At 63.6% G+C, this 17,895-nt stretch carries 14 protein-coding genes; all 14 read left to right on the forward strand.

Translation table 11 applies throughout. The features are described 5' to 3' along the window. Positions 1 to 221 precede the first annotated feature (221 nt). The 14 genes from argS (at position 222) to mgtE (ending at position 17,862) form a co-directional block, all read left to right on the forward strand. Positions 222 to 1,967, forward strand: a complete 1,746-nt coding sequence (gene argS / locus OKC42_RS11495) for an arginine--tRNA ligase (protein WP_005355547.1) — start codon at positions 222 to 224, stop codon at positions 1,965 to 1,967. 3 nt (positions 1,968 to 1,970) lie between these two features. Further along, a complete protein-coding gene (locus OKC42_RS11500; protein WP_005340771.1) occupies positions 1,971 to 2,816 on the forward strand; it encodes an SPOR domain-containing protein in 846 nt (281 codons plus the stop codon). 187 nt (positions 2,817 to 3,003) lie between these two features. After that, positions 3,004 to 3,537: an ATP-dependent protease subunit HslV gene (gene hslV, locus OKC42_RS11505; protein WP_005342555.1), complete on the forward strand. Its 534-nt coding sequence runs from the start codon at positions 3,004 to 3,006 to the stop codon at positions 3,535 to 3,537. Positions 3,538 to 3,603: 66 nt separating this feature from the next. Next, positions 3,604 to 4,932, forward strand: coding sequence for an HslU--HslV peptidase ATPase subunit (gene hslU, locus OKC42_RS11510; protein ID WP_033136355.1), 1,329 nt, complete (start codon positions 3,604 to 3,606; stop codon positions 4,930 to 4,932). A gap of 259 nt (positions 4,933 to 5,191) precedes the next feature. Next, on the forward strand, positions 5,192 to 5,833 hold the full coding sequence (locus OKC42_RS11515; protein ID WP_270819734.1) for a TetR/AcrR family transcriptional regulator: 642 nt from the start codon (positions 5,192 to 5,194) through the stop codon (positions 5,831 to 5,833). A gap of 85 nt (positions 5,834 to 5,918) precedes the next feature. After that, positions 5,919 to 6,887 carry a secretion protein HlyD gene (hlyD, locus tag OKC42_RS11520; protein ID WP_257691421.1) on the forward strand — a complete coding sequence of 323 codons (969 nt, stop codon included), beginning with the start codon at positions 5,919 to 5,921 and terminating at the stop codon, positions 6,885 to 6,887. After that, a complete protein-coding gene (locus tag OKC42_RS11525) occupies positions 6,884 to 8,653 on the forward strand; it encodes an ATP-binding cassette domain-containing protein (RefSeq protein WP_270819737.1) in 1,770 nt (589 codons plus the stop codon). Before hlyD ends, OKC42_RS11525 begins: the two co-directional genes overlap by 4 nt. Next, positions 8,650 to 9,759 (forward strand): ABC transporter permease, encoded by a 1,110-nt coding sequence (locus OKC42_RS11530; protein WP_270819739.1) that lies wholly within the window; start codon positions 8,650 to 8,652, stop codon positions 9,757 to 9,759. The genes OKC42_RS11525 and OKC42_RS11530 overlap by 4 nt, the downstream gene beginning before the upstream one ends. A gap of 3 nt (positions 9,760 to 9,762) precedes the next feature. Next, positions 9,763 to 10,851, forward strand: coding sequence for an ABC transporter permease (locus tag OKC42_RS11535; RefSeq protein WP_005355575.1), 1,089 nt, complete (start codon positions 9,763 to 9,765; stop codon positions 10,849 to 10,851). 293 nt (positions 10,852 to 11,144) lie between these two features. Continuing rightward, a complete protein-coding gene (nirB, locus tag OKC42_RS11540; RefSeq protein WP_257691423.1) occupies positions 11,145 to 13,691 on the forward strand; it encodes a nitrite reductase large subunit NirB in 2,547 nt (848 codons plus the stop codon). Then, on the forward strand, positions 13,691 to 14,008 hold the full coding sequence (nirD, locus tag OKC42_RS11545; protein ID WP_257691444.1) for a nitrite reductase small subunit NirD: 318 nt from the start codon (positions 13,691 to 13,693) through the stop codon (positions 14,006 to 14,008). The genes nirB and nirD overlap by 1 nt, the downstream gene beginning before the upstream one ends. 57 nt (positions 14,009 to 14,065) lie before the next feature. Further along, entirely contained in the window at positions 14,066 to 14,878 is an 813-nt protein-coding gene (gene nirC, locus OKC42_RS11550; protein ID WP_064339127.1) for a nitrite transporter NirC, read from the forward strand. A gap of 12 nt (positions 14,879 to 14,890) precedes the next feature. Beyond that, on the forward strand, positions 14,891 to 16,291 hold the full coding sequence (gene cysG / locus OKC42_RS11555) for a siroheme synthase CysG (RefSeq protein WP_270819744.1): 1,401 nt from the start codon (positions 14,891 to 14,893) through the stop codon (positions 16,289 to 16,291). A 146-nt stretch (positions 16,292 to 16,437) separates the two neighbouring features. Next, positions 16,438 to 17,862 (forward strand): magnesium transporter, encoded by a 1,425-nt coding sequence (gene mgtE, locus OKC42_RS11560; protein ID WP_270819746.1) that lies wholly within the window; start codon positions 16,438 to 16,440, stop codon positions 17,860 to 17,862. Positions 17,863 to 17,895 lie beyond the last annotated feature (33 nt).

Below are 17,895 nucleotides of genomic sequence, written 5' to 3' on the forward strand. Positions count from 1 at the left end.
ATCAGGGGAAAATAGCCTGGACAAGCCGCTTCGATATGCAGTAGAAATGGATAAGCACCGTAATTTCCGCCCAATATTCTGGAATATGGCGCCAAACGCAGTGAAATATCCGCCCGACAGCGAGCGGCGGGTCATCCCTATAGTTTTCTCGGGCCGATGCGGGTAAAATTCACGCCCTTATATATCAGTCATTTTTCGACGCGCAACCTTGGTGGTCAGTTATGAAAGAGCATATTCATCATCTACTTGAACAAACGGTAGCCAATCTCAAGTCAGCAGGCGTCCTGCCGGCGGACCTGGAAGCCCGCGTACAAGTAGACCGATGCAAGGAAAAAGCTCACGGCGACCTGGCTACCAACCTGGCCATGCTGCTGGCCAAACCGGCCCGCAAGAATCCCCGTGAGCTGGCGGCGGCCATCATCGAGCACCTGCCTGCCTCCGACCTGATCGCCAAGGTCGAGATCGCCGGTCCCGGCTTCATCAACTTCTTCTTCGACCAGCGCTGGCTGGCCGGTCAGGTCGAGGCCATGGTGACCTCTGCCAATGCCAACGTACGGTTGCCCGCTCCACAAACCGTGGTGGTGGACTACTCCGCCCCCAACGTGGCCAAAGAGATGGCGGTGCACCACATCCGCTCCACCGTACTCGGTGACGTAGCTGCGCGCGCGCTGGAATTCCTCGGCCACAAAGTGATCCGTGCCAACCACATCGGCGACTGGGGCACCCAGTTCGGCATGCTGATCGCCTATCTGGAGAAGATGTCCAACGAGCACGCCAGCGACATGGCACTCAAGGATCTGGAAGCCTTCTACACCCAGGCCAAGCGTTGCTACGACGAAGATGAAGCCTTCGCCGAGCGCGCCCGTAACTACGTGGTCAAGCTGCAGGGCGGCGACGAGTACTGCCGTACCATGTGGAAGAAGCTGGTCGACATGACCATGGAACAGAACCAGATCAACTACGACCGCCTCAATGTCTCCCTGACCAACAAGGACATCATGGGCGAGTCCATGTACAACGACATGCTGCCGGAGATCGTGGCCGACCTGAAAGCCAAGGGGCTGGCGGTCGAGAGCGAAGGCGCTACCGTTGTCTTCCTGGACGAGTTCAAGAACAAGGATGGTGAAGCCATGGGCGTCATCATCCAGAAGAGCGATGGCGGTTTCCTCTACACCACCACCGACATCGCCTGTGCCAAATACCGTTATGAAACCCTGGGTGCCGACCGTGTCATGTACTTCATCGACTCCCGTCAGCACCAGCACCTGATGCAGGCCTGGACCATCACCCGCAAGGCGGGCTATGTGCCGGAATCCGTCCCCCTCGAGCACCACGCCTTCGGCATGATGCTGGGCAAGGATGGTCGTCCCTACAAGACCCGTTCCGGTGGCACCGTCAAGCTGGTTGACCTGCTGAACGAGGCCGAAGAGCGCGCCGCCGCCCTGCTGGAGAGCCGCAACAGCGACCTCTCTGCCGAAGAGAAGGCCAATGTGGTCAACGCCATCGCCATGGGCGCGGTCAAGTATGCGGACCTCTCCAAGAACCGCACCACCGACTACATCTTCGACTGGGATCTGATGCTGTCGTTTGAAGGCAACACTGCCCCTTACCTGCAGTACGCCTACACCCGTATCCAGTCCATCTTCCGCAAGGCCAACATCGATGCCGAGACGCTGACCGGCAACGTGACCCTGAACGAAGAGGCCGAAGAGGTGCTGGCCCAGAAGCTGATCCAGTTCTCCGACGCGGTCAACGGCGTGGCCGACAAAGGCATGCCGCACCTGCTCTGTACCTACCTGTACGAGTTGTCCGGCAACTTCATGACCTTCTACGAAGCCTGTCCGATCAACAAGGATGGCGTGGACGAAGCGACCCGTCAGAGCCGTCTGCTGCTGTGCGCCGCCACCGCCAAGGTGCTGAAACTGGGCCTCGGCGTACTGGGCATCCATACCCTGGAGCGCATGTAATAGATGGCAACCCGGGATTATGTCGGCAGCCGCCCGCGACGTCGGGCGGGTGGCCGCAATACCAAGAAAGCGGCCCCTCGCCGCTTTCCTGTTATTCCAGTGCTGCTGGTCGTGGCACTGCTGGCAGGCTTTGGTGGCTTCCTTTACATGATCAATGGCAAGGGCAACGACGCCCCCACCATTGAGGAACAGGTAAAGGCCAACAAGCCAAAAGCGCAGAATAACGGGCTGCCTCAGGAGAAGTGGAGCTACATCGAACGGCTTGAGAACAAGCAGGTCGATATCATAGAGCCGCCGACCCAGCCGGGTGTGCTGCCGCCACCGCCGGCAGATACCATGACTCTGCAGCCGGAAAAACTGCCGCAGCCGGTACCGACCGACATTCCCCAACCGGGAACGCCCATCGGCCAGCCCAAGCCCTATCAGCCCAATCCGGCGACCACCCCTTCCACCTCGGGAGCACCGGTTGCCAGCGCGCAAGAGCAGGTGATCGACCGCAAGGCCGAACGGGAACGGATGGAACGGGAGATCCGCGCCGAGCTGGAACGGGAGCGGGCCGAAGCGGCCAAGGCCAAAGCGGCCACTCCGCCAGCCCAGACCGCAGCCGCCGACAGCGGTCGCTACATGATGCAGTGCGCCGCCCTGCGCTCGCAGGATTCCGCAGAGTCGCTCAAGGCGCGTATCGCCTTCACCGCCGGTCTCTCTTCCAGCCTGCAGGTGATCAATGGCGCCAACGGCACCGTCTACAAGGTGATGGTGGGCCCCTTCAACGGCAAGGCGGCCGCCGATGCGGCCAACAGCAAGCTGCAGAGCTCCGGCATCAGCGGCTGCATTCCCAAGAAAGGGTAATACGCTTACCGATGACGCAGGGCCGGGTGGCAACACCCGGCCCTGTTCTTTTGGTGTCACTCGCACCCACGCTGTTTGCTACCCCGTTTATCCCGACCAAAGGCAGGGTTGAAAAGCCCGTTTGCCATCCCCATCTTTCTTGCCATGCACAGTCAGGCCGTCATTCGGCTCAAGCGAGGTAAGTAAAGTGACTACCATAGTTTCAGTTCGCCGCAACGGTCAGGTCGTCATCGGTGGCGATGGCCAGGTCTCTCTTGGCAACACCGTCATGAAGGGCAACGCCCGCAAGGTTCATCGTCTCTATAACGGCAAGGTGCTGGCCGGTTTCGCTGGCGGTACCGCCGACGCCTTCACCCTGCTCGAGCGTTTCGAAGCAAAACTGCAGGCCCATCAGGGTAATCTGGAGCGCGCCGCCGTGGCGCTGGCCAAAGATTGGCGCACCGATCGCGCCCTGCGCCGCCTCGAAGCGCTGCTGGCCGTGGCCGACGAACACAAATCCTTCATCATCACCGGCAACGGTGACGTGGTGCAGCCGGAGCACGATCTCATCGCCATCGGCAGCGGCGGCAACTTCGCCCAGTCTGCCGCCATCGCGCTGCTGGAAAACACCGAGCTGGATGCCAGGACCATTGTCGAGAAGTCCCTCAAGATTGCGGGCGACATCTGCGTCTTCACCAACGGCAACCACACCATCGAAGTGCTGGACTACGCCGCCAAATAAGGCCGCCAGCCAAACCCAATTTCCCAAGGGGTGGGCACTGCCCGCCCCGGATACAGGAACACCATCATGTCCGAGATGACCCCGAGAGAAATCGTCCACGAGCTGGACAGACACATCATTGGTCAGGCCGATGCCAAGCGCGCCGTTGCCGTTGCCCTGCGCAACCGCTGGCGCCGGATGCAGCTCAACGAAGAGATGCGCCATGAAGTGACCCCGAAAAACATCCTGATGATAGGCCCGACCGGTGTCGGCAAGACCGAGATCGCCCGTCGTCTGGCCAAGCTGGCCAACGCCCCCTTCATCAAGGTGGAAGCGACCAAGTTCACCGAAGTGGGCTATGTCGGCAAGGAAGTGGACAGCATCATCCGCGATCTGACCGATGCCGCCATCAAGCTGGTGCGCGAAACCGAGATGGAGAAGATGAAATATCGCGCCGAGGAAGCCGCCGAGGAGCGCATCCTCGACGCCCTGCTGCCCAACCCGCGCAACACCTGGGGTGAGGAAGAGAAAGCCGACAACTCCAACACCCGCCAGATCTTCCGCAAGAAACTGCGGGAAGGTCAGCTGGATGACAAGGAGATCGAATTGGAGCTCTCTGCCTCCCCGATGGGTGTCGAAATCATGACCCCGCCGGGCATGGAAGAGATGGCCAACCAGCTGCAGGGGCTGTTCCAGAACCTGGGACAGAACCAGAAGAAGAAGCGCAAGATCAAGGTCAAAGAGGCCATGAAGGCGCTGATCGAAGAGGAAGCAGCCCGTCTGGTCAATCCGGAAGAGCTGAAGCAGAAGGCAATCGCAGCGGTCGAGAACAACGGCATCGTCTTCCTCGACGAGATCGACAAGATCTGCAAGCGCGGCGAGAGCTCAGGCCCGGACGTTTCCCGTGAAGGGGTACAGCGCGACCTGCTGCCGCTGGTTGAAGGTTGCACCGTCAACACCAAGCACGGCATGGTCAAGACCGACCACATCCTGTTTGTCGCCTCCGGCGCCTTCCAGATCGCCAAGCCGTCCGACCTCATCCCCGAGCTGCAGGGTCGTCTGCCGATCCGCGTCGAGCTGACCGCCCTGACCACAGATGACTTCGAGCGTATCTTGACCGAACCGAACGCCTCGCTGACTGATCAGTACAAGGCGCTGATGGCCACCGAAGGGGTCAACATCGAGTTCACCAAGGATGGCATCCGCCGTCTGGCCGAAGCGGCGTGGCAGGTTAACGAGCGTACCGAGAACATCGGTGCCCGTCGTCTGCACACCGTGATGGAGCGCCTGATGGAAGATATCTCCTACGACGCCTCCGAGAAGTCCGGCGAGACCTTTGTCATCGACACCGACTACGTCAACGCCCACCTCGGCAAGCTGATTGAAGACGAGGACCTGAGCCGCTTTATTCTGTAAGCGCGATCGATGGACCTGAAAACGCCTCCCTTGTGGAGGCGTTTTTATTTCTCCACCACCTCCGTCATCTGCCCGGACTCTGGCCCTTATCTGCGGCAATCCATTCAATCCCAAGGCGCTTTCATACCTCCCCTTACGAAAGCCCGCCGTTTTTCATCCCTGCTGAAATCTGCTCAAAAAAAGATCTATCAACTTCTGTGTGATTGATTTATACATACGTATAAATCAGATCGAAAGCTGCGCAACAGGAACCAGAAAGATGAATCCAACCCGGCAGAAACTGCTCGATACCGGCCTCGCCATCGCCACCGAGAAGGGGCTGCGCGGCCTGACGGTGCGCGAGCTGGCGGCTGCGGCCGAGGTGAACCTTGGCTCTTTCGTCTACCACTTCGGTAACCGCGACGCCTTTATCGACGAGCTGGTGGAGCTCTGGTACGCCCCCCTCTATGACGAGCTCAAATCGGTGGCAGCCAAAGGTTCCTACCCCTCTGCCATCGCCATGTTCGAGGCGACCATGGAGGCGCTGATCGGGCTGGTGGCGCGCCAGCGCGGCTTTATCAACCACCTGTTTGGCGATGCGCTGGCAGGCGAAGGGGCGGCCCAGCGTTTTCTGCTCAGCCTGCCGCGCCGCCATCCCCTGCTGCTGATCGAACAGGTACGGATGGCACAGGCGGAAGGGTCACTGGTCGCGGGTCACCCGCTCCAGCTGATGATCTTCATCATGGGGTCGGTCGGCCTGCCGCTGGTGATCGCAGGCAGCGGTCGCCAGCTCGGCTGGCTGCCCGAACAGGCCGCCCCCTTTCTCAGCCAGATAGACAACCCCGAGGGCGCCAGACAGCGGCTGGTATGGGCCCTGCGCGGCCTGCGCCCCACCAACATGAAGGAAGGAGAAGCGGCATGAAACAACGCATCGCGATGGTAGCTCTGCTGCTGGCGGTTCCCAGTGGTTACCTCTGGTTGCAGCGCCATCCTCAAGGAGAAGCGGCATGAAGCAACGCATTGCAATCGCAGCCCTGCTGCTAACCGTTATCGGTGGCTACCTCTGGTGGCAGGGGCGCCCGGCCGACGGCTCCATCCTCTACGGCAATGTCGATATTCGCGACGTCAATCTGGCCTTTCGGGTCGGCGGTCGCGTCGATCAGGTACTGGTCGATGAGGGGGATAGGGTAAAAGCCGGCCAACTGCTGGCCCGCCTCGATCCGGTGCCCCTCACCCACAGCCGCGACAGCGCCCGCGCCAATCTGGCCGCGCTCACTGCCGCCAACGCCTTGATCCACAAAGGCTATCGCAGCGAAGAGACCGACCGCGCCCGGGCCGCACTGGCCGCCGCCGAAGCCGCTGCGCTGGAAGCCGACCAGCAGTGGCGCCGCCAGAGCGCACTGGCAGCCACCGGCGCCATCTCCCGCGGTCAGCTCGATACCGCCCGCTCCCAGCGAGATCAGACCCGGGCGCAGGTACGCTCCGCCCACGAGCAGCTCGCCCAGCTCGAAACCGGCTACCGCCCGGAAGAGATAGCCCAGTCCGATGCCCAGCTGGAAGGGGCCAAAGCGGCGCTCGCCAGTGCCGAACTGGCGCTGGCAGATGCCAACCTGACCGCCCCCAGCGACGGCATCATCATCAGCCGCGCCATCGAGAACGGCAGCATGGTGCAGAGTGGAGCGACCGCCTTCAACCTCTCCCTGACCACGCCAGTCTGGGTGCGCGCCTATGTGGAGGAGCCCTGGCTCGGCCACTTCCCGAGCGGCGCCAAAGTGACCCTCACCACCGACTCGCGGCCGGATCAGCCCTATCACGGGGTGGTGGGATTTGTCTCGCCGACCGCCGAGTTCACCCCGAAATCGGTGGAGACGCCTGACTTGCGCACTCACCTCGTCTACCGGCTGCGTATCGTGGTGCAGGACCCCGACCCGGCCCTGCGCCAAGGGATGCCGGTCACCGTCAGGCTGGCGCTATGAGCTGCGCCATCTCCCTTGAGGGACTCACCAAACGCTTTGGCGAGCGGGTCGCCCTCAACGCCATCTCGGCCACCATTCCGGCTGGCGGCATCACCGGGCTGGTCGGCCCCGACGGCGCCGGCAAGAGCACTTTGCTACGCCTGCTGGCCGGTCTGCTGATCCCGGAAGCGGGCACCATCCGGGTGCTGGGGCGGGATCCGGTAAGCGAGGGGGATCTGCTGCGCCAGCGCCTCGGCTACATGCCCCAGCAGTTCGGCCTCTACGAGGATCTCAGCGTGCTGGAGAACCTCACCCTCTACGCTGACTTGCGCGGCGTACTGGAGCCGGAGCGCACGCCCACCTTCGCGCGGCTGCTCGCCTTCACCGATCTTGCCCGCTTCACCGCACGACCGGCGGGCAAGCTCTCTGGCGGGATGAAGCAGAAACTCGGGCTGGCCTGCGCCCTGCTCGGCACCCCGGATGTGCTGCTGCTCGACGAACCGGGGGTCGGGGTCGATCCCATCTCCCGCCGCGCCCTCTGGCAGATGGTGCGCGAGCTGGCCAAGGGGGGGATGACGGTGCTCTGGAGTACCGCCTATCTCGATGAGGCGGAACTGTGCGACCACGTGCTGCTGATGGCAGATGGCGAGGTGCGTACCAGCGGCACGCCAGCCGATCTGATGGGGGCCGTGGCCAGCCGCTGCTGGCTGCTGGAGGCAGGGCAACTGGATGGCCGCGAGCGGCGCGCCCTGCTGCGCCGGGCGCTGGCTCACCCGGCAGTGATGGATGGCGCTGTGGCGGGGGAGCGGGTTCGCCTGCTGCTGTACCCGGGCATGATGCCCCCGCCGCTGGCGGAGCTGCAATTGACCAACGGCGCCTTTCAACCGGCCCAGCCTAGGCTGGAGGATGCCTTTATCGACCTGCTCGGCGGCGGCCCCGGCGGAGAGTCGAGTCTGGCGGCCGGGATGCGCGAAGCAGAACTGCCACAGGGGGTCTCCCCCGAGGCGGTGATCGAGGCGCGCCACCTCACCAAACGCTTCGGCGATTTTGCCGCCACCGATGATGTCAGCTTTGCGGTGCGCCGCGGCGAGATCTTCGGCCTGCTCGGCCCCAACGGGGCGGGCAAGTCCACCACCTTCAAGATGGAGTGCGGCCTGCTGCGCCCGAGCGAGGGGCAGGCGCTGGTGACCGGCATCGATCTGGCCCACAGCCCCTCGGCGGCGCGCCAGCGCCTCGGCTACATGGCGCAGAAGTTCTCCCTCTACAAGCAGCTTACCGTGGCCCAGAACCTCTCCTTTTTCGCCGGTATCTACGGCCTGTTTGGCCGCCACCAGCAGACGCGGATCGATGCCATGGTGACTGCCTTTGCCCTCACCCCCTGGCTCGATCAGAAGGCGGAATCCCTGCCGCTCGGTCTGCGCCAGCGCTTATCGCTGGCCTGCGCCCTGTTGCACGAACCGCCGCTGCTGTTCCTCGACGAGCCCACCTCCGGGGTCGATCCGGTAACCCGGCGCGAGTTCTGGTCGCACATCAACGCGCTGGCCGACCACGGCGTCACCGTGCTGGTCACCACCCACTTTATGGATGAGGCGGAGTATTGCGACCGCATTGCTCTCATCTATCGCGGCAAGCTGCTGGCCCTCGGCACCCCGGACGATCTCAAGGGGCTGGCGGCCAAAGAGGCGGCGACCTCTTTGCCAACCGGCTCCTTGCCGACCTGTTCTTTGCCAACAATGGAAGAGGCCTTTATCACCCTGGTCGAGCGGGCCTGCGAGGAGGGCGCATGAGCATCAACCGTCGGCGACTGCTGGCCCTCTACCGCAAGGAGACGCTGCAAATCGTCCGTGACCCGAGCAGTATCCTCATCGCCTTCATCATGCCGGTGGTGCTGCTGGTGGTGATGGGTTACGCCATCAATCTGGATGTGGACCATCTGCGCCTCGGCATCTGGCGCACCGACAGCGGCACCCCGGCGGTGCGGCTGGAGCAGGCCCTGCGCGGTTCTACCGCGCTGGAGATCCACAGCGGCCCGAGCAAGGAGTCCCTGCTCGCCAGTCTGGCCCGTGGCGAGATCCGCGGCCTGCTGGTGATCGACGACGGCTTCTCCCGCGCGCTAGCCGGTCAGAGTAATGGCACGCCGCAGGCGCTGCTGTTGACCGACGGCTCCGAGCCCAACACCGCCAACTTCGTCACCAACTATGTGCAGGGGATCTGGCAGGGGTGGCTTGCTGGCGAGGGGGTCGCCATGCCGGTGTCGATAGAGAGCCGCGCCTGGTTCAATCCGGCGCTGGTGAGCCGCAACTTTCTGGTGCCGGGCTCCATTGCGGTGGTGATGACCATCATAGGCGCCCTGCTCACCTCGCTGGTGGTGGCGCGGGAGTGGGAGCGCGGCACCATGGAGGCGCTGCTCGCCACCCCGGTCACCAAGGGGGAGCTGCTGCTCTCCAAGCTGCTGCCCTACTATGGCCTTGGCATCATTGCCATGCTGCTCTGCCTGCTCTTCTCGGTGGCGGTGATGGGCGTGCCGTGGCGCGGCTCCCTGCTGCTGCTCTTTCTGGTCACCAGCGTCTTTCTCGGCAGCGCCCTCGGACTCGGGCTGTTCCTCTCCACCGTGATGCGCAGCCAGTTCAATGCCGCACAGGCAGCGCTGATCGCCGCCTTTCTGCCCGCCGTGATGCTGTCGGGCTTCGTGTTCGAGATCGCCAGCATGCCGCCGCTGCTGCGGGCCATCACTCACCTCATTCCGGCCCGCTACTTCGCCAGCTCCCTGCAGACCCTCTATCAGGCGGGCAGCGTCTTCTCGATCCTGCTGGTCAACGGTTTCTGTCTGCTGCTGCTGGCCGGTTTCTGGCTGGCCCTGACCGCCCGCAAGACGCGGCGCACTCTGGAGTAACCCATGCTGATCCGACTCTGGTGGCTGATCCGAAAAGAGCTGCAGGCCCTGATGGGCAATACTCAGGGGCGCTTTCTGCTCATCATGCCGGTGCTGCTGCAGACCGCCCTCTTTCCGTTCGCCGCCACTCTGGAGGTGACCGGCAACACGCTGGCCATCTACAACCAGGATGGCGGAGCCCAGAGCCGCGAGCTGCTGGAGCGCCTCACCCATATGCCCGCCTTTACCACCATCATCCCGGTGCAGGGCGAGGCGGGCATGACCGAGGCCATCACCGGGCAACAGGCACTGCTCGGGCTGATTATTCCGGGGGATTTCTCGCGCCGGCTGGCGCGCGGCGAACCGGCCAAGGTACAGCTGATCATCGACGGCCGCCGCTCCAACGGTGGTCAGGTGGCGGCTGGCTACATCAGTCAGGTGATCGCCCGCTGGCAAAGTGAGGGCAAGGGGCAACCCGAGCTGGCGGTACGCAACCTCTACAACCCCAACGTCGAGTTCCACTGGCATATCCTGCCTGCACTGGTAGCTATCATCACCACCACCGGCTGCCTGATTGTCACCGCCCTCTCGGTCGCGCGGGAGCGAGAAGAGGGCACCTTCGATCAGCTGCTGGTCTCCCCCCTCACCGCAGGCTGGATCATGGCGGGCAAGGCGGTGCCCGGCATCATGGTGGCGGTGGGGCAAGGGTGCATAGTCGCGCTGGCCGCCCGTTTTGTCTTTCACCTCCCCTTTGCCGGCAGCCTCAGCCTGCTGATGGCGGGCATGGTCTGCTACGGGCTGGCACTGGCCGGGATCGGGCTCTTCATCTCCTCGTTCTGCTCGACCCAGCAGCAGGCCTTTCTCGGAGTCTTCTCCTTCACCGTACCGGCGGTGATCCTCTCGGGCTACATCTCGCCGGTGGAGAACATGCCGCAGGTGTTCCAGTGGCTGGCGGCCATCGACCCCCTCACCCACTTCATCGTGCTGCTCAAGGGGGTCTTCCTCAAGGGGTTTGACTGGTCGGCCGCCTGGCCCCTGCTCTGGCCGCTGCTCGCCATCGCCGGCGTCACCCTGTCGCTCGCGCTCGCCATGTTCCGCCGCCATATCGCCTGACGCGCCACCTTGTTCAGCTGATGCCGGTCTCGCCAGTGCGAGGCCGGCCTTTTCCGCCAGAAGTTTTCACTCCCGGCTGTTGCTAAAGCGCTCTTGCTCTCCAACATCCCTCACTCCAAGCCAGCGCAGAAATCATCAACTGGTATACCTATTTTTGTATATCTTTGAATTTTATCGAATTACCCCTGACGAGATATATAAATAGACACTTGATTTGCATCAATTGCCCACCCCGACTGACTGGGTAGCCTAGCCCCAGAATGATGTTTTATTACTCCAAACTAGAGGCAATCATGAGCAAAGTCAGACTGGTCGTTGTGGGCAACGGCATGGTGGGGCACCGCTTCATCGAAGAGCTGATCGAGCGGGCCGAGCCGGGCCGCTACGAGATCACCGTCTTCGGTGCAGAACCCCGTCCCGCCTACGATCGCGTCCATCTCTCCTCCTACTTCTCCCATCACACCAGCGAAGATCTCTCCCTCGTCAAACCCGGTTTCTACGACAAGCACGGCATCCGCCTGCTGCTCGGCGAAGCGGTGAAAAAAATCGACAGGGCCAACCGCGAAGTGCACTCCAACAAGGGCACCGTGGTCGGGTACGACAAACTGGTGCTGGCCACCGGCTCCTACCCCTGGGTGCCACCCATCCAGGGCAGTCAGCACCACGAGTGCTTCGTCTATCGCACCATCGAGGATCTGAAAGCCATCCGCAGCGCCGCCAAGAGCGGCAAGAGCGGGGTGGTGATCGGGGGCGGTCTGCTTGGCCTCGAAGCCGCCGGTGCCCTCAAGGCGCTGGGTCTCGAGACCCACGTGGTGGAGTTTGCCCCTGTGCTGATGGCCGAGCAGCTCGACGGTCAGGGTGGCCAGCTGCTGCGCCGCAAGATTGAATCCATGGGGGTGCAGGTACACACAAGCAAGAGCACCAGCGAGATCCTGATGCATGGCGGCGAGCAGGCGAAACACCGCCTCGCCTTCGCCGACGGCAGCCAGCTGGAAGTGGACGTGGTGGTCTTCTCCACCGGCATTCGTCCGCAAGATACCCTCGGCCGCTACGGTGATCTCGCCATCGCCGAGCGCGGCGGCATCGTCATCGACGATCACTGCCTCACCTCCGACCCCGACATCTACGCCATCGGCGAGTGCGCCGCCTGGCAGGGCCGCTTCTTCGGGCTGGTGGCACCGGGGTACAAGATGGCCCAGATCACCGTCGACCATCTGCAGGGCGGCGACAGCCGTTTCGAAGGGGCTGACATGAGCGCCAAGCTCAAGCTGCTCGGCGTCTCCGTCGGCTCCATCGGTGATGCCCATGGTCGCACCCCGGGCAGCCACAGCTATGTATTTCAGGACGATCAGGCTGGCGTCTACAAGAAGATCGTGGTGAGCGAGGACAACAGCCGCCTGCTCGGCGCCGTGCTGGTGGGTGACGTGGAAGATTACGGCAACCTGCTGCAGATGATGCTCAACGCCCTGCCGCTGCCGAGCCACCCGGACACCCTGATCCTGCCCGCCTACGCCGGTGCCAAGCCGACGTTGGGGGTGGATGCCCTGCCGGAGAGCGCCCAGATCTGCTCCTGCTTCGACGTCTCCAAGGGTGACATCGCCAAGGCCGTAGCCGAAGGTCACACCACGCTGGCTGCCATCAAGCAGCACACCAAGGCCGGTACCGGCTGTGGCGGCTGTGTGCCGCTCATCAGCCAGGTGCTCAACGCCGAGCTGGTGAAGCAGGGCATCGAGGTCAACAACCACCTCTGCGCTCACTTCCCTCACTCCCGTCAGGAGCTGTTCCATCTGGTCAAGGTGGAGGGGATCAAGAGCTTCGACGAGCTGCTGGCCAAGCACGGTCAGGGCTATGGCTGCGAGGTGTGCAAGCCAACCGTCGGCTCCATCCTCGCCTCCTGCTGGAACGAGCATGTGCTGAGCCCGCGCAACGTCCCGCTGCAGGACACCAACGACATCTTCCTCGGCAACATGCAGAAGGACGGCAGCTACTCCGTCATCCCGCGCATGGCCGGTGGCGAAGTGACCCCGGAAGGGCTGCTGGCGGTGGCCGAAGTAGCCCGCGACTACAAGCTCTACACCAAGATCACCGGCGCCCAGCGCATCGGCCTGTTCGGGGCCCAGAAGGATGATCTGCCCGCCATCTGGCGCAAGCTGCTGGCGGCCGGTTTCGAGACCGGTCAGGCCTACGCCAAGGCGCTGCGCATGGCCAAGACCTGCGTCGGCAGCACCTGGTGCCGCTTCGGCGTGCAGGACAGCGTCGGCCTCGGGGTCTTCCTCGAGAACCGCTACAAGGGCATTCGCACCCCGCACAAGATGAAGTTCGGTGTCTCCGGCTGTACCCGCGAATGTGCGGAAGCGCAGGGCAAGGATGTCGGCATCATCGCCACCGACGCGGGCTGGAACCTCTATGTGGGCGGCAACGGCGGCATGAAACCGCGCCACGCCGACCTGCTGGCTTCTGACCTCGACCGCGAGACCCTCATCAAGCTGATCGACCGCTTTATGATGTTCTACGTCACCAGCGCCGACAAACTGCAGCGCACCTCGGTCTGGCTCGGCAATCTGGAAGGGGGCGTCGACTACCTGCGCGAGGTGATCGTCGACGACAAGCTGGGGCTAGCCGAGACGCTCGAGCGCGATATCCAGACTCTCATCGACAGCTACGAGTGCGAATGGTCGCGCACCCTCAATGAAGAGGAGGCGCTCAAGCGCTTCAGCCACTTCATCAACAGCGACAAGCGCGACCCGGACGTTCAGTTCGTTGCCGAGCGCGACCAGCACCGACCGGCGACCCCGGCCGAGCGCATCCCCGTCTACCAGATCGAGGTGGAAACCAAATGATGAAACTTGCCTGCCAACTCAACGACATCCTGCCGGGAACCGGTGTCTGCGCACTCATTGAAGGTCGCCAGATCGCCCTGTTCCGCCCGAGCGCGGCGGCCAAGGTGTTCGCCATCGACAACCGGGATCCCTTCTTCGCCGCCAACGTGCTGTCGCGGGGCCTGATCTGCGAACACGACGGCGAGCTCTGGGTAGCCAGCCCGCTCAAGAAGCAGCGCTTTCGCCTGAGCGATGGCCACTGTTTCGACAATCCGGCGATGTCGGTGCAGAGCTACCCCGTTGAAGTGCGCGACCAGCAGGTCTGGGTCGCCGTCTAACGCCGATTTCACTCTCTTTCGGGCTGCCTGTGGGCAGCCCTTTCAAGGACTCACAAGATGTACACGGAAACCATTAACAAGTGCGCCGCCAACGCGGCCCGCATCAACCGCTTCGAGCGCAGCGACAAGCTCGGCTTCTGGCTCAGCTCCGCCATGGCGGGGGCCTATGTGGGCCTCGGCATCATCCTCATCTTCACCCTCGGCAATCTGGTGGATCCCGCCATCCGGCCGCTGGTGATGGGGGCCACCTTCGGCATCGCCCTGACCCTGGTGATCATCGCCGGCTCCGAGCTGTTTACCGGCCACACCATGTTCCTCACCTTCGGGGTGAAGACGGGCAAGATCACCATGGCCGACCTGCTGCGCATCCTGCCGCAGACCTGGGCCGGTAACCTGATTGGCTCCATCGTGGTGGCGCTCATCTACTCCTACGGCGGCAGCCTGCTGCCGGATGCAGGCAGTCTGGCCCACAAGGTGGCGCTGGCCAAGACCCAGGCTCCGGCGCTGACCCTGTTTATGAAGGGGATCCTCTGCAACTGGCTGGTCTGCCTCGCCATCTGGATGGCGCTGCGCACCGAAGGGGCCGCCCGCTTCATCGCCATCTGGTGGTGCCTGCTGGCCTTTATTGCTTCCGGCTACGAGCACTCCATCGCCAACATGACCCTGTTCGCTCTCTCCTGGTTTGGCGCCCACTCCGAGGCCTACACCCTGGGCGGCATCGGCCACAACCTGCTGTGGGTGACGCTGGGCAACACCGTCTCCGGCGTCCTCTTTATGGGCCTCGGCTACTGGTATGCCACCCCCAAGGCTGAGCGCCCGGTTGCAGTGAGCGAGACCACCAGCACCGCCAACCAGACCCGAACCGCCTGATCCGGAGGCCCCATGGACTACTTGCCCATCTTTTGCCGACTCGACAACAAACCCGTGCTGCTGGTCGGCGGCGGCGAGGTAGCGGAACGCAAGGCGCGCCTGCTGCTGGATGCCGGTGCCCACCTCACAGTGGTGTCGCCCGAGCTCGACCCCGAGCTGGCGGAACTGGCTGCCAATGGCAACATCGAGTGGCTGGCCGGTGAATTTGCACCGCAGCAACTGGCGGGCAAGTGGCTGGTGGTGGCCGCCACCGATCGGCGCGAGGTGAATGCGCTGGTCTACCAGAGCGCCAACCGGGCGCGGATCTTTGCCAACGTGGTGGATGACCCGAAACGCTCCAGCTTCATCATGCCGTCGATCATCGACCGCTCGCCGCTGATGGTGGCCATCTCCTCCGGTGGCAAGGCGCCGGTGCTGGCCCGTCTGCTGCGGGAAAAACTGGAAGCGCTGCTGCCGCAACATCTGGGGGCCGTGGCGGCCTTTGCCGGCAGCCTGCGGGATCGGGTCAAGGCCCGCTTTGCCAGCATGGGCGAGCGGCGCCGCTTCTGGGAGCGGCTACTCGGGGCGGACCGGCTCGGTCAGGCGCTGGCGCGGGGGGATCACGCCTCTGCCAACCAGCTGGCCGACAACCTGTTTGCCGACGAAAGCCACACCGGAGGCGAAGTGGTGCTGGTGGGGGCTGGCCCCGGCGATCCGGGTCTGCTCACCCTGCACGCCCTGCGCCAGATGCAGCAGGCCGACGTGGTGGTCTATGACCGGCTGGTCTCCGACGAGGTGATGGCGCTGGTGCGCCGGGATGCCAAACGCATCTTCGTCGGCAAGCAGGCGGGCAACCACTGCGTGCCGCAGGAGGGGATCAACCAGCTCTTGCTGGAGGAGGCGAAAAAGGGGCAACGGGTGGTGCGGCTGAAGGGGGGCGACCCCTTTATCTTCGGCCGTGGCGGCGAGGAGCTGGAGACGCTAGTCGGCACTGGCATCGGCTTTCAGGTGGTGCCGGGGATCACCGCGGCCAGCGGCTGCGCCGCCTACGCCGGCATTCCGCTGACCCATCGCGACCACGCCCAGAGCGTGCGCTTCGTCACCGCCCACGGCAAGGGTGGCGCCAGGGATCTCGACTGGCCGCTGCTGGCCAAAGATCGGCAGACGCTGGTCTTCTATATGGGGCTCTCATCCTGCGCCACCATCCGCGAGCAGCTGCTGGCCCACGGCAAGGCGGGCAACACCCCGGTGGCGCTGATCGAGCGCGGCACCCAGCCCTGCCAGCGGGTCATTCGCGGCACCCTCGATGAGCTGCCCACGCTGGCGGTGGGGGTCGAGAGTCCTGCCCTCATCATGGTGGGCTCGGTGGTGACCCTGGCCGACCGGCTCGCCTGGTTTGGCGAGGCACCACAGGCTCAGCGAGCCCTCGCCTGAGGTATCCTCGGCAACTCACCATGAGGCCACCAGCAGGTGGCCTCACTTTTACCTCTCTCTTCTCCTATCACGGTCATAACCTGTTGTTTTAAGTCTGGTATCCTATGGGCATTGAGCCCTTGGCTACCATCTCAGGAATTCATCCCATGTCTCTTCCCATCAAGAACAGCGCCCGGCAGCGCGCGGATGACAGATCCCGCATTCTCACCCTGCTGCTGCGCGATGATGCCCTCACCGACAGCCTGCTCGATCCGCAGGTGGTGCAGGATGCCGAGCAGCGCGATCAGACCAGCGAACTCACCGCGCTGGTCAACGGGTTGCCCGCCGCCGACGTCGCCGATGCGCTGGAGTCGCTGCCGCCCGATGAGCGTCATGCCCTGTGGGTACTGGTGGAGGAGGAAAAGCGCGGCCAGATCCTGGTCGAAGCCTCCGAGACGGTGTGGGACAGCCTCATCAGCGGGATGAGCGACAAGGAGCTGCTGCACGCACTGCGCACCCTGGATATCGACGATCAGATCTATCTGGGCCAGTACCTGCCACGCAACCTGATGGGGCGGCTGCTCACCTATATGGCCCCCGCCGACCGGGATCGGGTGCGGGAGGTGATCCGCTACGGCAAGCACACCGTCGGCGCCATGATGGACTTCGAGATCATCACCATCCGCCCCGAGGTGAGTCTGGCCACAGTGCAGCGCTATCTGCGCCTGCGCGGCAAGATCCCCGCCAACACCGACAAGCTGTTCGTCATCGACCGGCGCAACCACCTGCTGGGGGAGCTGGCCCTCACCACTGTGCTGCTACACAAGCCCGCCACCCTGGTGAGCGACGTGATGGCGCGGGATCCGGTCACCTTCGATCCGGAGGATAACGACGAAGCGGCCGCCCGCACCTTCGAGCGGGATGACCTGCTCTCCGCCGCCGTGGTGGATGGCAAGGGCAAGCTGATGGGCCGCCTCACCGTCGAAGAGGTGGTGGATCTGGTCTATGAGGAGAGTGACACCGACCTGCGCCGGATGGGGGGTATCAGCGAGGATGAAGACGTATTCGCGCCCGTCTCCAAGGCGGTCAAGACCCGCTGGGCCTGGCTTGCCATCAACCTCTGCACCGCCTTTGTCGCCTCGCGGGTGATCGGCCTGTTCGAGCACACCATCTCCCAGCTGGTGGCACTGGCGGCCCTGATGCCCATCGTCGCCGGGATCGGCGGCAACACCGGTAACCAGACCATCACCATGATAGTGCGGGCGCTGGCGCTGCAGCACATTCAGGCAGGCAACCTCTCCTTCCTGCTGCTGCGGGAACTCGGGGTCGCCTTTATCAACGGGCTGGTGTGGGGCGGCACCATGGGCATCGCCACCTATCTGCTCTATCAGGATGCGGCGCTCGGCGCCGTGATGACCCTGGCCATGATGCTCAACCTGCTGGTGGCCGCCCTGATGGGAGTCATTATCCCCATGACCATGACCCGCCTCGGCCGCGACCCGGCAGTCGGTGCCAGCGTGATGATCACCGCCATCACCGACACCGGCGGCTTCTTTATCTTCCTCGGGCTGGCGACACTATTCCTGCTGTAAACCGTGCGTTGAAAACAACAAGGGAGCCACTGG

Origin of the sequence: Aeromonas sp. Y311-2 (genome assembly GCF_027706025.1) — a bacterium.
Lineage (GTDB): Bacteria > Pseudomonadota > Gammaproteobacteria > Enterobacterales > Aeromonadaceae > Aeromonas > Aeromonas veronii.